The following is a 14,652-nucleotide window of genomic DNA, read 5'->3' on the forward strand; positions in this document are numbered from 1 at the left end:
GGTGGTTTATGGGGCAGAAGTACCCACTCACCTGAGGCTGATGCTGCTCACCGGCATCGACGAATCCGGGGCGAAGGCGATACCGCTGGGCAGGATACCGCGCATTACCAGCTGCGCACCGAGGGCGGCCACCATGGCGCCGTTGTCGGTGCACAGTGAGAGCCGCGGCACCAGCAGGCGGATTCCGACGGCGCGGGTTCGCTGATCGGCAAGTTCACGCAATCTGGAATTGGCTGCCACTCCGCCGCCCAGGAGCAGGGTGGTAATGCCGTTTTCCCGGCAGGCCAGCACCGCTTTGGCGGTAATGACGTCCAGCACCGCCTCCTGGAAGCTGGCGGCGATATCCGCGACGGGCGGCTGCTGCCCTTGGGCTTCGAAGAGCTCAACGCAGCGGGCCACGGCGGTCTTGAGGCCGGAGAACGAGAAGTCGTAGCGGTGGGGTCCCGGTTCAGCCGGCGTCCCCATGTACTTCGGTACCGTGAGCCCGCGGGGAAATTTGATCGCACGGGGGTTCCCGGTCTTGGCCAGGGCGTCGATCGCTGGGCCGCCGGGATAGTTCAGCCCCAGCAGCCGCGCCACCTTGTCGAAGGCCTCCCCCGCGGCATCATCGATGGTGGATCCGAGCATTTCAACGTCCTCGGCGATGCTGCCTACGCGCAGGATCTCCGTGTGGCCACCCGAGACCAGCAGGGCGCCGATGTTCGCCAACCGGCCCAGCCCGCCGCCGTCGCCCACTTCCTGCGGCCCACCGCCGTCGTCCTCCCCCACTGAAACCGCACCGAGCGATTCGTCCAGCAGCGCCGCCCCTACATGGGCGACCAGGTGATTAATGGCGTAGAGCGGCTTACCGGCAGCAACGGCGAGCGCCTTCGCCGCACACACACCGACCATCAGGGCGCCGGCCAGTCCGGGGCCGCTGGTCACGGCGATCGCGTCGATCTCCGCCAGGCTGACGCCCGCCGCGTCGAGCGCTGCCCGCAGCGTGGGGACCATGGCGTCCAAGTGCGCACGGGAGGCGATTTCCGGAATCACCCCGCCAAAGCGGATGTGTTCTTCCATCGAGGAGGACACCACGTTGGCCAGCAGCTGCGTTCCACGGACGATTCCGACGCCTGTTTCGTCGCAGGAGGATTCGATGCCCAGAATCAGGGGTTCTGTCCGGTTCATGCTGTTACCTCCTCGGTTGACGTGAGCCTTAGCCGCATAATCAGGGCGTCCGTCCCATCGCGGTAGTAGCGTGCGCGCACGTGGATCTGTTCGAAGCCGAAGCGCAGGTACAGTTGCTGTGCCCGCGGATTATCGGCGCGCACCTCCAGCAGGACGTCGTCAGCAGCACGGGTGGCAGCCTCCGCCAGCAGGGCCCGCAGCAGCGCGGTGCCGATCCCCTGCCCCTCGCACTCCGGGAGCACGGCGATGGTCTGCACATCCGCGAGGGGCAGCACACACATCAGCCCCGCATAGCCGACAATCCGGTCGTCCTGCTCGGCCACCAGATAGCTGCGGGTCTGCGGCTGGGAGAGCTCATCCACAAACATTTGCCGCGGCCAGTAGTCCACCGGGAAAAGGGCGGTCTCCAGCTCCGCGACGGTGTCAATGTCCGCCGGCGTCATCGGCCGCAGCTGGGCGCCGGTCACAGCGCGCGCTTCCGCGGCCCAGGGACCTTGGCATCTGATTCGCGCAGATACAGCGGGGCGCTTGGCAGCAGCCTGTCACCACAGACCAGCAGTGCGGCGGCACGCAGTCCCAGCGCCGCGGCGGTCGGCTGGGCATCGGCAAAGGCATCCGGCACGGTGCAGCCGCGGGCCAGCAGCTCGTCCCGGTACAGGCCGGCGCCGGCGCCGAACACTGGCAGAGCAGGCAGTTCCGCGGCGGGTCCAACGTGCGGGCCCTCCAGCAGCGTGGCGCCCGGGGAATACCGCGCCCAGTACACTTCCTTGCGCCTGGCGTCCGTGGCAATAAGGAATTCCCCACCCATCAGATTCCGGTCCCGGGAGGCTGCGCCGCAGACGTCCCACGCCAGCGCGTCAAGGCTCATCACGCCGTGCAACGGAACCTCCCAGACGAAACTAAGCATCCGGGCCGCGGCGATACCGGAGCGCAGCCCGGTGAAGGGACCGGGCCCCACACCGACAACGATGGCGTCGAGCGCCGGTCCCTCGACCGCTGCGTCACCAAACAGGGATTCGATGCCCGGCACCAGCACCTCGGCGTGACTGCGGGTGTCCTCAGTCGCAAAGCTTCCGACGACGGCGGCACTTGCCTTCGCGCCGTAGCTGGCCGGCACCGTTCGTATCAGGGCGGCGCTGGCGATGGCGGAAGTATCGATGGAAAGAATCAGCACTAATCCAACCTAGTCCATCGGTTCCGTGTCGGAGCTGGCCGGATCTGCGGCGCACGGAAGGCCGGACAGATCCACGCCGCCCCAGCGTGGGCCAACCGCGGTGACGCGCAGCAGCCGGGCTTCGGCGCCGTCTTCCAACCCTGCGTGAGCCGCCCCCACCGCACGTACCAGCTCTACCTCCAGGCGGCTTTCCGCCAGATGCTCCGCCAACCCGGCGCCCCACTCCACCACCGTGACAGCCGAATCGAGAGTGTTCTCCAGGTCTATGTCGTCCACTTCACCACTTGATCCCAGCCGGTAGGCGTCGACGTGGACCAGATCGGGTCCCCCCGGCCGGGGACCATCGGGCAGGTTCGGGTGGATCCGCACCAGCACGAACGTTGGCGAGATAATGCCGCTGCGCACTCCCAATCCCCGGCCCAGCCCCTGGGTGAAAGTTGTCTTTCCGGCGCCAAGCCCACCACTGAGGATGAGCAGATCCCCGGCCTGCAACATGCCGCCCAGCCGCTCGGCGATAACCTGCGTTTCTTCCGCGGCAGCGGTCTGGAACTCCCATCCTGCGGTCATGGCACGGGCACGCCCGAAAGGCGGACTAAAACCAATATCCGCTGGACCAAGTGGCGCGCAGCTGGGAACTCCGGGAAAGCACGGACGCGCCCTGCGCACCCAAAAGCTCCAACTCTGCGCACACTGATGCGCACCCTCGGGTTCACTCTGCGGGCCCTTCGTTGAGGTAGACCCGCGGTACGCGCGGACCAACCCGGGTCACGATTTCATAGTTAATCGTGCCCGCAGCGGCAGCCCACTGCTCCGCGGTGGGGCCACCGTCGTCGCCCGTTCCGAACAGTTCCGCCTCCGCACCCAACACCGGTGGTCCACCCACAACCGCCGCCTCGGCCCCCAGATCCACCACCATCTGGTCCATCGCGATCCGGCCGACCACCGGGTAGGTCGTGCCGTTGATCCGCACCGGGCCACCGGTGGCAATGCGGGGAACACCATCGCCGTAGCCCAGCGGAATCAGGGCCAGCGTGCTGGGACCTTCTGTGACGTAGTTCAGTCCGTAGGAGACGCCCTGGCCGGCCGGCACGTCCTTACGGGAGGCCACCAGTGCCTTGAGCGTCATTGCCGGCCGCAGCCCAAGCTGGGCCGAGGTCTGGTTTTCAAACGGGGAGAGCCCGTAGATACCCAGCCCGGCCCGGGCCAGATCGAAGTGCGCATCCGGACGGGAAAGAATCGCCGGGGTATTGGCCACGTGCCTGACCTCGAGGTCGGCGCCGGCGTCCTCGGCCACGGCTACGGCTTCACGGAACCGCTGCAGCTGCTCATCGTTTTCCGGACGCTCGGGTTCATCGGCAACGGCAAAATGACTGAAGACGCCGACTACACGCAACAGTCCCTGGTCCTGGTAGTCCATCGCTTCCGAGACCACGGCATCCCAAAGCGCCGCGGTGCTCCCGTTCCGGCCCAGGCCGGTGTCTATCTTCAAATGGACCCGGGCCGGCCGCTGACGTTCACGTGCCGCGGCAACAATATACTCCAGTTCCCAGCCCGAGCAGCCGATGTCGATTCCCGCCTCCAATGCGCCGGAAAAATCGCTGGAGGGCGTATGCAGCCACGCCAGGACCGGGACGCCGATTCCGGCCCGCCGCAACGCGAGAGCCTCGGAAATATGCGCCACACCCAACCAGTGCGCGCCCGCTTCCACAGCGGCCTTCGCCACCGGAATCATGCCATGGCCGTAGGCATTGGCTTTGACCACGGCCATCAACCTGGCCGGTGAGATGACGGCGGAGAGTTGGCGGACATTGTGCCGGATGGCGTCGAGATCGATCTCGGCCCGGCGTTCAGGAAGAACATGCTGCTCGGATAAAGTCACCTACCCATTTTAGGCCTTCTCGCCCGGCCGGACTTTTACGGGAGTGGAAGTCCGCGTGGAACATTGCACCTGGGTAATGGGAGAATTTGAATGGCACGGCCGTCGTGGCGGCGCCGTGGGACGAAGGAGAGCAGTTGCATAACACCCGGCGCGTCGCAATGCTTTCGCTGCACACCTCACCGCTGGAACAACCCGGGAGCGGGGACGCGGGCGGGATGAACGTCTATGTACGCCAGCTCGCGCTGGAGTTGGCTGCAGCCGGCGTCGAGGTTGAAATCTTCACCCGCAGCACCGCCAGCACGGAGCCAGCAACGACGCAGATGGCTGCCGGCGTCCTGGTGCGGCATGTGCGGGCCGGCCCAGTGGGCCCCGTTGCCAAAGAGGAACTACCTCAGCTCATCGCGGATCTTACGGCCGCCATTACGGCCGCCGGCCCAACGGGGAACGGCTTTGAGGCCGGGTACTTCGACCTGCTGCACTCGCATTACTGGGTGTCCGGTATGACGGGGCTGGCGCTGGCCCGGGAATGGAAGCTGCCGCTGGTCCACACCATGCACACGATGGCCAGGGTGAAAAACCATCACCTCCCTGACGGCCAAAGCGCCGAGCCGAGCCGGCGCGCGGAGGGTGAGCAGCAGATTGTCCGGCAGGCGAACCGGCTGATCGCCAATACCACCGCGGAGGCGGCCGAGCTCGAACGCCACTACGACGGCTGCCAAAGCCGCATCGATGTAGTAGCTCCCGGGGTGGACCTCAAGGTCTTCAAGCCGGCGTTCCGTGACCGCTCCCGGCAACAGCGCGGGATTGCCCCGGACGTCTTCCATGTACTTTTTGCCGGTAGACTGCAGCGGCTCAAGGGGCCGCACGTACTAATCAAAGCGGCCGGCGTGCTGCACCGGACCCGCCCGGACATTAACCTGCAGGTCACGGTGGTCGGCTCGCACAGCGGATCTGACCGCTACGATCTTGGCAAGCTGGTCAACTCACAGGGGCTGACCGGCGTCGTCACGCTCCATCCGGTCGTCGCGGCGGAGGAACTGGCCCAGTGGTACCGCTCCGCGGACGTGGTTGCCATGCCCTCTTCCAGCGAGTCGTTTGGTTTGGTGGCGCTGGAGGCACAAGCCTGCGGCACCCCCGTGGTCGCGACCGACGTCGGCGGCCTGCCGCGCGCTGTCAGCGACGGCCGCACCGGACTACTGGTTCCGGGACGCGATCCGGAGAACTGGGCCGCTGCACTGGAATCTCTCTACGATTTCCCGCACACCCGTGAGGACCTGGGCCGGGCCGCCTCAGTGTTTGCGGAATCCTTCGGCTGGCAGCACACCGCGGAGCTGACGATCGCCAGCTATGACCGCGCCCTCGCCGCCGCCTTACGAATTGGAGTCTAAGCCGGACATTGCGGGGCCGGATCCGGTCCGGCCCCGCAATGCGCACTAAAGAAACGGGTTTTAGCGCTCCAGGTCGCCCCGGATGAAGGCTTCGACCTTTTCGTGCGCGATGTCATCCGCGAACTGCTCCGGCGGGGACTTCATGAAGTAGCTCGATGCGGAAAGGATCGGTCCGCCAATGCCCCGGTCCAGGGCAATCTTCGCAGCGCGGATGGCGTCGATGATCACTCCGGCCGAGTTGGGTGAATCCCAGACCTCCAGCTTGTATTCCAGCGATACGGGCGCGTCACCAAAGTTCCGGCCTTCCAGCCGGACAAACGCCCATTTGCGGTCATCGAGCCAGGCAACGTAGTCGCTCGGACCGATGTGGACGTCATCGGCTGCCAGTACGGCAGAGGTGTTGGACGTCACAGCCTGCGTTTTGGAAATCTTCTTCGATTCCAGCCGCTCACGCTCCAGCATGTTCTTAAAGTCCATGTTGCCGCCTACGTTGAGCTGGTAGGTCCGGTCCAGCACCACACCGCGGTCCTCGAACAGTTTTGCCATCACGCGGTGGGTGATGGTGGCGCCGATCTGGCTCTTAATGTCGTCGCCGATGATGGGCACTCCGGCTGCAGTGAACTTGTCTGCCCATTCCTTCGTCCCGGCGATGAAGACAGGCAGGGCGTTGACAAACGCGACGCCGGCGTCAATGGCGCATTGTGCGTAGTGCTTGGCCGCGGCATCTGAACCGACGGGCAGGTAGCAGACCAGCACGTCGGCCTGCACCTCGCGCAACACAGCGACGACGTCAACGGCTTCCTCGTCGGATTCGACGATCGTCTCGCGGTAGTACTTCCCGAGTCCGTCCAGGGTCGGGCCGCGCCGCACCGGCACGCCCAGGTTGGGCACATCGGCGAGCTTGATGGTGTTGTTTTCGCTCGCTCCGATGGCGTCGGAAAGGTCCAGTCCCACCTTCTTGGAATCGACATCGAAGGCGGCCACAAAGTGCACGTCATTGACGTGGTACGGGCCGAACTCCACATGCATCAGACCGGGCACCGCGGCGGCGGGGTCCGCGTGCTGATAATACTGCACGCCCTGCACCAGCGATGAGGCGCAGTTTCCCACTCCGACAATGGCTACCCGAATTGGATGAGAAGACACGGAACTCCTTATTAATTTTGCAATTCATTTTCACAAGTCGACTTTAGTTGTGCAACAGACAGGACCCGCTACGGCCGCAGCTGAAGACGGGGCACGGGCGGGGACGGCGCCGACAGGCGCCTGATCATTATATTGCAACCCGGAATCGGCCGAGGTTGTTCCCGGTCCCCGACGGTAGCCCGATTGCGGGTGCCCGTCGGGGAAGGCCTGCTTAGCGCTGGGCCCACAGATTGATATGGGAGTCGACGGCGAACTCATCAATCGCAGTTAACTCAGCCGTGCTGAACTGCAGGTTCTGCACTGCGGCCAGGTTGTTGTCCAGCTGCTGGACACTTGAGGCTCCAACGAGCGCCGACGTTACAGGTGAGCCCTTCGGCTGATCGCGGAGAACCCAGGCGATCGCCAGCTGGGCCAGTGACTGTCCGCGTCCGGCTGCAATCTTGTTCAGCCCGCGCACACGCGCCATCTTCTCCTCGGTCAGGGACTTTTCCGACAAAAAACGCTCCTTCGCGGCCCGGGAGTCGGCCGGAATCCCGTCCAGGTAGCGGTCCGTGAGCATGCCCTGGGCCAGCGGCGAGAAGGCTATGGAACCGGCCCCCACCTGGCCCAGTGCCTCATACAGGTTCGGCGACCCGTCTTCGGTCCAGCGGTTCAACATCGAGTAGGAGGGCTGATGGATCAGCAGCGGGGTGCCTAAATCCTTCAGGATCCGGGCCGCTTCCAGTGTCTGTTCAGGAGTGTAGGAGGAGATGCCCGCGTAGAGGGCCCGGCCGGAGCGCACGGCAGTGTCCAGCGCGCCCATCGTTTCCTCCATCGGCGTCTGCGGATCCGGACGGTGGCTGTAGAAAATGTCGACATAATCCAGCCCCATCCGAGCCAACGAGGCATCCAGGCTGGACAGCAGGTACTTCCTTGAGCCCCACTCCCCATACGGCCCGGGCCACATGTCGTAGCCGGCCTTGGTCGAGATGACCAGCTCGTCGCGGTAGGCGCGGAACCCTTCCGCCAGGTGCCGGCCAAAGTTGGTCTCGGCAGAACCGGCGGGCGGTCCGTAGTTGTTCGCCAGGTCGAAGTGCGTCACGCCCAGATCAAAGGCACGGCGCAGGATGGCCCGCTGGACTTCAAACGGTTTGTCGTCCCCGAAGTTGTGCCACAATCCCAGCGAAACCGCGGGCAATTGCAGCCCGCTTTTGCCCACTCGGCGGTATGGCATCGAATCATAACGGTCTTCGGCAGCAGAAAAGGTCATCTCTTCATCATGCCACCAACGAGCCAAGGACCGCCGCGCTGCGGGCCGGCAGCGATACCTTGGCGGCGCCATCGGACACCACACCTTCGCCGGTACTGAACAATACGGCGGCACCGGCCGTAATGGGGACGGTCCGCGGCACTTCTGCGAGGTTTACCGCAACGCTCACGGCATCCCGGCCGGTGCCGCGGTGCATCACCAGCCAGCGCTCCGGCTCGCTGAATTCTACCCGGACGGAGCCAAAATCCGGTTCGGTCAGGGCCGGCAGGCTCTGGCGCAGCGAGATCAGCGTGCGGTACTGCCCCAGCAATCGGGCGTGGGCGCCGCCGTCCGGTCCCTGCCCCTGGGCCTGGCTCCAGTCGAGCTTGGAGCGGATGAAGGTCTGCGGATCCTGCGGATCGGGCACCAAGGCAGGGTCCCATCCCATCCGCTCGAACTCCCGGATCCGGCCCTCCGCCGTCGCCTTGCCCAATTCCGGCTCGGGATGCGAGGTGAAGAACTGCCAGGGCGTGCCGGCGCCGTATTCCTCGCCCATAAAAAGCATCGGGGTGAACGGGGAACAGAGGTTCAACACAGCTGCTACAGCAAGCAGATCAAAGCCGACGACGGCGCCAAGCCGGTCCCCGATGGCACGGTTGCCGATCTGGTCGTGGTTCTGGATGCACACGACCAGCTGCCAGAGGGCCGCGCCGTGCGGGTCCAGCGGCCGGCCGTGGCGGCGTCCACGGAAACTTGAGTAGCTGCCGTCGTGGAAGAAGCCGCCGGTGAGGACCTTGGCCAGCGCGGAAACGGAGGCAAAGTCCTCGTAATAGCCCGCTGTTTCCCCGGTGACATTGACATGGACCGCGTGGTGGAAATCATCGCTCCACTGTCCGGTCAGCCCGTATCCGTGGGCCGCACGCGGATAAATCAGGCGCGGATCATTGAGGTCTGATTCGGCAATCAGCGTCAGCGGCCGGCCCAGGGCCACGGCGACTGCATCGGTCCGGGCCGTCATTTCCTCCAGGATGTGCACCGCCCCGGTGTCCCGCAGCGCGTGCACGGCATCCAGACGCAGGCCATCCACATGATAATCGCGGAACCACATCATCATGTTGTCCAGGATGTACCCGCGCACCTCGTCGGAACCAGGGCCGTCCAAGTTCACCGAGTCGCCCCAGGTATTCGCCGCACCCTGCGTCAGATATGGTCCGAACCGCGGCAGATAGTTTCCGCTTGGGCCTAAATGGTTGTACACCACATCCTGGATCACGCCCAGGCCGCGCCGGTGGCAGGCATCGACGAATCGCTGATACGCCTCCGGGCCGCCGTATTCCTCCTGCACCGCATACCAGAGGACGCCATCATAGCCCCAGTTGTGCGTGCCATTGAACGCATTGACCGGCAGCAGCTCAACGAAGTCCACCCCCAGCTCCGTCAGGTAATCCAGCTTGCCGATCGCGGCCTCCAGCGTTCCCTCCGGGGTGAAGGTGCCGACGTGCAGCTCGTAGATCACCCCGCCGGCCAGCTGGCGGCCGGTCCAGGCGCCGTCACCCCATTGATAACTTCCGGCATCGAAGGTCCTGGACTGCCCGTGCACGCCGTGCGGCTGGCGCTGCGACCGCGGATCCGGCAGCGCGGTGGTCTCGCCGTTGAGCAGGTAGCCGTAGTCCACGTCAGCTCCGCGCGGCGCGTCGTCGACGGCCCACCAGCCCCCCCTACCGCGGCTCATCGCCAGCCGCTGCCCGTTCGCCAGCAATGTCACGGAGTCGGCGTCGGGTGCCCATAAATCAAAACGCATATCGGCAAGGTCCCGGTGAGTCATGGTGGCTTTCCTTAGTTACTTTAGTGTCGGTGCGAATCAAGAGTGCGAATCAAGACGGCGACGGGGAAGTCCCGCAGCAGCTCCGGCACGGGCACCGCAGCCGCGGGGTAGTGGCGCCCGGTCAGCAGATCGGTGCACGGATACGGCAGGCCGACGACGGTTCCCCGCCAGCCGCCGTCGTCGTCCAGTCTGCGCGGCAATCGGGTGGCGACGGCGATCGCACCCCCGGTATCAAAGGCCAGCAGATGCGCGGCGGCCGGACCATGCGCGGGCACCGGGCTGTAGCCGGAGAACAGTTCCGGCCTGTCCCGACGCAACCGCAGCACCCGCGAGGTCACCAGCAGCTTGGCGGACGCGGTATCCATCCCTGCGGTTTGCTGATCGGGCGCTGCCGGCAGATCGAGCGCTGCCAGGCGCCGCCGTCGTTGGGCAAAATCGACCAGGCGGCGGTTATCGGGGTCGGTCAGCGAAAGCTCTTCGAGTTCACTGCCCTGGTAAACATCCGGGACGCCCGGAATCATCAGCTGGAGAAGTTTTGCGCCGAGGACGTTGACATGGAAGTACGGCCGGATTCGGGCCACGAAACCGCTAACCAGCGTCGAGACCTCCTCGTTGTCATACACAGCGTCAACCAGCCCCGCCAGCTTTCGCTCGAAGGCCTCGTCAGGGTCCGTCCAGGTGGTGGAATTTCCGGCCTCCCGCGCAGCCTTCTGCGCATAGGTATGCAGCCGGTCCCGGCTGATCGGCCAGGCACCGATCACCGCCTGCCAGAGCAGGTTCTCCAGCGGGCCATCCGGCAGCGGGACAAGCCCGCGCAACCGCGCCAGAAGCTCTTCCCATTGGGACGGGACCTCGGAGAGAACCGAAATGCGTGCCCGCGCGTCCTCCCCGCGTTTCGTATCATGGGTGCTGAGGCTGTTCATGGTGGCCGGTTCCGCCTGCTGCCGCGCTGCCATGAAATTGTGGAATTCATCCGGGCTGACGGACCACACGGACGGGTCGGCGCCAACTTCGGTGAGCGAGGTCAGCCGGGTGTACCGGTAGAACGCGCAGTCCTCAACGCCTTTGGCCATCACCATTCCGGACGTCTGCTGGAACCGAACGGCCAGCTCCCCCGTGCCCCGAAGCTGCGGCAGCACGATGTCCAGGGCCCGGGCGAGGTCCGGTCGGCGCTGCCGGCTCCGGACGGCCGCGGCTTCAAGGTCTTCCTTCCCGTGCGGCAGATAGGTCCGGTAGACATGGAAGTTGCTGATTAATTCCGCGAGCGCATCCGCAATTTCCGCGGGCGACGCGGTTTCGGCAGTTTCCGCAGCGTGCGCCGCATCTGCGGTCAGCGCAGCATCCGGGACCAGCCGGGCCAGCCGGCGGATTTCCGAGTTTAATATACCGTCTGTCACAGCGCGCTTGGTCCCGTGGATCAGCTCCGCATAGTCGCAGTCGCTCCCCCGCAGCCGGGCATCCAGCGCGCTCAGCGGCCCCTCTCCAGCAGGATCCACAAATAGTCTGTCCAGCTGCGCCAAAGAGTCGTATCCGGTGGTTCCCTCGCAGGCAAGGGACTCCGGCAGGGTCTCGCCGGGTTCCAGGATCTTCTCGATCAGCAGATACGCCCCGCCGGTTGCCTCTTTCAGCCGCGAGAGGTAACCGCCGGGGTCGGCCAGCCCGTCGGGATGGTCCACCCGCAGGCCGTCCACCCAACCCTGCTGGATGCAGCGCAGAATCTGCGCATGCGATTCATCGAAAACCCACGGAACCTCGACGCGAATACCCGCCAGTGTGTTGACGGCGAAGAACCGGCGGTAGTTCAAATCGTGATCGGCGCGCCGCCAGTCCACCAGCTCATAGTGCTGCCTCTGGTACACGGCCAACGCCTGCTCCCCGCTCAGCACACGATTGCCGTCGCCTGCAGAGTTGCTCTTGTCGCCCGACTCTCCGCCATTGTCCGAGTTACTGTCGTCGTCCGGCGCGGTCCGGCTGCCGACCGCCAGCGGAAAGCGGTGCTCGTAATAGTGCAGCTCGTCACCGTGCACCTCGATGGCATCCAGATCCGATGCCGAGCCCAGCACGGGCAGCAGGATCCGGTCCCCGCCTGCCGCCCAATCGACATCGAAGGCCTCTGCATAGCGGGATTCACGTCCCTCTTTGAGCAACGACCACCACCACGGGTTCGCTTGCGGGCTGGCCACGCCCATATGGTTCGGCACAATATCGAGCAGAATGCCCATTCCTGCTGCATGTGCCTTGTCCGCCAGGGCTGCTAGGGCTGCTTCCCCGCCGCGCGCAGGGTCCAGTATGGCGGGGTCGACGACGTCGTACCCGTGATCCGATCCTTCCTCCGCCTTGAGCAGCGGCGAAAGATAGAGCCAGTCCACTCCGAGCATTGCCAGGTAGTCCACCTGGGCTGCTGCGTCCCAGAGCGTGAACCCGGAACTGATCTGAAGCCTGTACGTGGAAGCCGGTTTCCGCATCTGCGGTTCTCTCCATTCTCAAGGTGGACCTGCGCTGCATTGCCTGGGCCCCGTGGACCTGCGCTGCATTGCCTGGGCCCCGTGGACCTGCGCTGCATATTGTCTGGATCGGGCGGACCTGCGCCGGCCGGTGTCTGGGTCTGGCGTGACCTGCACCGGCCGGGTAGATCAGCCCGCAGCCGCTACTTCAGCCGCGGTGTTAACCCGGTCTGCCAGCGAAGCGGCCACCGAGTGGTCCGGCTCCTCCTCGGGAGCGGAGTAAGCCCGTAGAACCATCATCGTCTTGGCGGAAATCGTCAGTTGTTGGCCGCCATCGAGCGTCACGGCGTCTTCGGCATGCTCGCCGGCCGTGTCAATGACCACCTCCCACTTCTGCGCATAATCTCCGACCGGCAGGGTCAGGTCCACCGGGTCGACGTTGGCGTTGAAGTACAGCAGGAAATTCACATCAGTGATCTGCCGCCCACGGGTGTCAATGCCGATGATGGCGTCGCCGTTGTAGAAAACTCCCACGGTACGGTCCAGCCCGGTGTCCCAGTCTTCCGGCTTCATTTCCCTGCCATCAGCGTTCAGCCAGACGATGTCCGGAAGCGCCTCGCCTTCACCCCGAAGGACCGGGCGGCCATCAAAGAAGCGGCTGCGCCGGAAGGTGGGATGGTCGGCACGGAGCCGGTTGACGGCTGCGGTGAACTCCACCAGCGGAGAATCCATCGAATCCCAGTGAATCCAGCTCAGCTCGGAATCCTGGCAGTAAGTGTTGTTATTTCCCTGCTGGGTCCGCCCCAGTTCGTCACCGTGCAGCAGCATCGGGACACCCTGCGAGAGCAGCAGCGTGGCAATGAGGTTCCGCTGCTGGCGGGCGCGCAGTGCAAGTACCTCCGGATCCTCGGTGGGACCCTCCACCCCGCAGTTCCACGAGCGGTTGTGGGATTCGCCGTCGTTATTGTCCTCGCCATTGGCCTCGTTGTGCTTTTCGTTATAGGAGACAAGGTCTGCGATGGTGAAGCCGTCGTGGGCGGTCACGAAGTTAATCGATGCCACCGGCCTGCGTCCGTCATTTTCGTACAGATCGGCAGAACCAGTAAGCCTCGAAGCAAATTCGCCCAGCGTGGCTGGCTCGCCACGCCAGAAATCGCGGACCGTGTCGCGATACTTGCCGTTCCACTCCGTCCACTGCGGCGGGAAATTGCCCACTTGGTAGCCGCCTGGACCGATGTCCCATGGCTCGGCAATGAGCTTGACCTGCGAGACCACGGGATCCTGCTGGATGAGCTCGAAAAAGGTCGACAGTTTATCAACGTCGTAGAATTCCCGGGCCAGCGTGGATGCCAGATCGAACCGGAAGCCGTCCACATGCATTTCCGTGACCCAGTACCGCAGCGAGTCCATCAGCAACTGCAGGGCGTGCGGGTTGCGCACATTGAGCGAATTGCCCGTGCCGGTGTAGTCCATGTAGTGCTTTTCGTCGTTGTCCATCAGACGGTAGTAGGCAGCGTTGTCGATGCCGCGGAAGGACAGCGTGGGGCCCAGGTGGTTACCTTCCGCTGTGTGGTTATAGACCACGTCGAGGATGACCTCGATGCCGGCCAGATGGAGAGCCCGCACCATGGCCTTAAAATCCTGCACCTGCTGGCCCAGATCACCGGTGGAGCTGTACTCATTGTGTGGTGCGAAAAAGCCGATGGTGTTGTAGCCCCAGTAGTTTTTCAGTCCCTGGTCCAGCAGCGTGCTGTCCTGCACAAACTGGTGGACCGGCATCAGCTCGATGGCCGTAATGCCAAGCTTCTGCAGGTGTTCAATCACCACAGGATGGGCGACGCCGGCATAGGTACCGCGCTGTTCCTCGGGAATTTCCGGATGCAGCTGCGTCAGGCCCTTGACGTGTGCTTCGTAAATAACCGAACGGTGATAAGGAGTACGCGGCGAGCGGTCGCCATCCCAGTCGAAGAAGGGATTTATTACGACCCCGAGCATCATGTGCGGAGCGGAATCCTCGTCATTGCGCGAATCCGGATCCCCTAAATTGTAGGAAAAGAGCGCCGGCTCCCAGTCAATTGTCCCTGAAACGGCCTTAGCGTAAGGATCCAGCAGCAATTTGTTCGGGTTGCAGCGCTGGCCCAGCTCAGGGTTATACGGGCCCGTAACCCGGTAGCCGTATTTCTGCCCAGGCTGGATCTGCGGCAGATAGCAGTGCCAGACGTAACCGTCCACCTCGGTGACGTCGACGCAGGTCTGCGTGCCGTCGTCGTCAAAGAGGCACAGTTGGACGGAGTCGGCCATGTCGCTGAACAGTGCAAAATTGGTGCCGTTGCCATCAAAGGTGGCTCCCAGCGGGTAGGCGTTTCCCGGCCAAACTTCCATCTGTACTCCTAAACGTTGG

The 14,652-nt window shown here is 64.5% G+C and carries 11 protein-coding genes; 1 reads left to right on the top strand and 10 read right to left on the bottom strand.

Annotation, left to right across the window (positions count from 1 at the left end; genetic code table 11):
• Window positions 1-27 precede the first annotated feature (27 nt).
• The 5 genes from OS914_RS05850 to alr form a co-directional block, all read right to left on the bottom strand.
• Window positions 28-1,167 (bottom strand): tRNA (adenosine(37)-N6)-threonylcarbamoyltransferase complex transferase subunit TsaD, encoded by a 1,140-nt coding sequence (locus tag OS914_RS05850; RefSeq protein WP_267545132.1) that lies wholly within the window; start codon window positions 1,165-1,167, stop codon window positions 28-30.
• Window positions 1,164-1,610: a ribosomal protein S18-alanine N-acetyltransferase gene (gene rimI / locus OS914_RS05855; protein ID WP_267545270.1), complete on the bottom strand. Its 447-nt coding sequence runs from the start codon at window positions 1,608-1,610 to the stop codon at window positions 1,164-1,166. Before rimI ends, OS914_RS05850 begins: the two co-directional genes overlap by 4 nt.
• Window positions 1,611-1,630: 20 nt before the next feature.
• Window positions 1,631-2,341, bottom strand: a complete 711-nt coding sequence (gene tsaB, locus OS914_RS05860) for a tRNA (adenosine(37)-N6)-threonylcarbamoyltransferase complex dimerization subunit type 1 TsaB (protein ID WP_267545133.1) — start codon at window positions 2,339-2,341, stop codon at window positions 1,631-1,633.
• A 9-nt stretch (window positions 2,342-2,350) separates the two neighbouring features.
• On the bottom strand, window positions 2,351-2,908 hold the full coding sequence (gene tsaE, locus OS914_RS05865) for a tRNA (adenosine(37)-N6)-threonylcarbamoyltransferase complex ATPase subunit type 1 TsaE (RefSeq protein ID WP_267545134.1): 558 nt from the start codon (window positions 2,906-2,908) through the stop codon (window positions 2,351-2,353).
• A 142-nt stretch (window positions 2,909-3,050) separates the two neighbouring features.
• Window positions 3,051-4,220 (bottom strand): alanine racemase, encoded by a 1,170-nt coding sequence (alr, locus tag OS914_RS05870; RefSeq protein WP_267545135.1) that lies wholly within the window; start codon window positions 4,218-4,220, stop codon window positions 3,051-3,053.
• A gap of 158 nt (window positions 4,221-4,378) precedes the next feature.
• On the opposite strand from alr, the gene mshA reads away from it, so the two are divergent.
• Window positions 4,379-5,608, top strand: coding sequence for a D-inositol-3-phosphate glycosyltransferase (gene mshA / locus OS914_RS05875; RefSeq protein ID WP_420713880.1), 1,230 nt, complete (start codon window positions 4,379-4,381; stop codon window positions 5,606-5,608).
• A gap of 60 nt (window positions 5,609-5,668) precedes the next feature.
• On the opposite strand, the gene OS914_RS05880 is transcribed toward mshA, so the two are convergent.
• From OS914_RS05880 to glgX, 5 genes are all read right to left on the bottom strand, one after another.
• Entirely contained in the window at window positions 5,669-6,754 is a 1,086-nt protein-coding gene (locus OS914_RS05880; RefSeq protein WP_267545137.1) for an inositol-3-phosphate synthase, read from the bottom strand.
• Window positions 6,755-6,965: 211 nt separating this feature from the next.
• Complete coding sequence (gene mgrA, locus OS914_RS05885) at window positions 6,966-8,003, bottom strand: L-glyceraldehyde 3-phosphate reductase (RefSeq protein WP_267545138.1); 1,038 nt, start codon at window positions 8,001-8,003, stop codon at window positions 6,966-6,968.
• A 7-nt stretch (window positions 8,004-8,010) separates the two neighbouring features.
• Window positions 8,011-9,807: a malto-oligosyltrehalose trehalohydrolase gene (gene treZ / locus OS914_RS05890; protein WP_267545139.1), complete on the bottom strand. Its 1,797-nt coding sequence runs from the start codon at window positions 9,805-9,807 to the stop codon at window positions 8,011-8,013.
• A gap of 20 nt (window positions 9,808-9,827) precedes the next feature.
• Window positions 9,828-12,272 carry a malto-oligosyltrehalose synthase gene (gene treY, locus OS914_RS05895; protein WP_267545140.1) on the bottom strand — a complete coding sequence of 815 codons (2,445 nt, stop codon included), beginning with the start codon at window positions 12,270-12,272 and terminating at the stop codon, window positions 9,828-9,830.
• A 168-nt stretch (window positions 12,273-12,440) separates the two neighbouring features.
• Window positions 12,441-14,633, bottom strand: coding sequence for a glycogen debranching protein GlgX (gene glgX / locus OS914_RS05900; RefSeq protein ID WP_267545141.1), 2,193 nt, complete (start codon window positions 14,631-14,633; stop codon window positions 12,441-12,443).
• Between the last annotated feature and the right edge of the window lie 19 nt (window positions 14,634-14,652).

The organism is Arthrobacter endolithicus (assembly GCF_026627425.1).
Classification (GTDB): Bacteria; Actinomycetota; Actinomycetes; order Actinomycetales; family Micrococcaceae; genus Arthrobacter_M.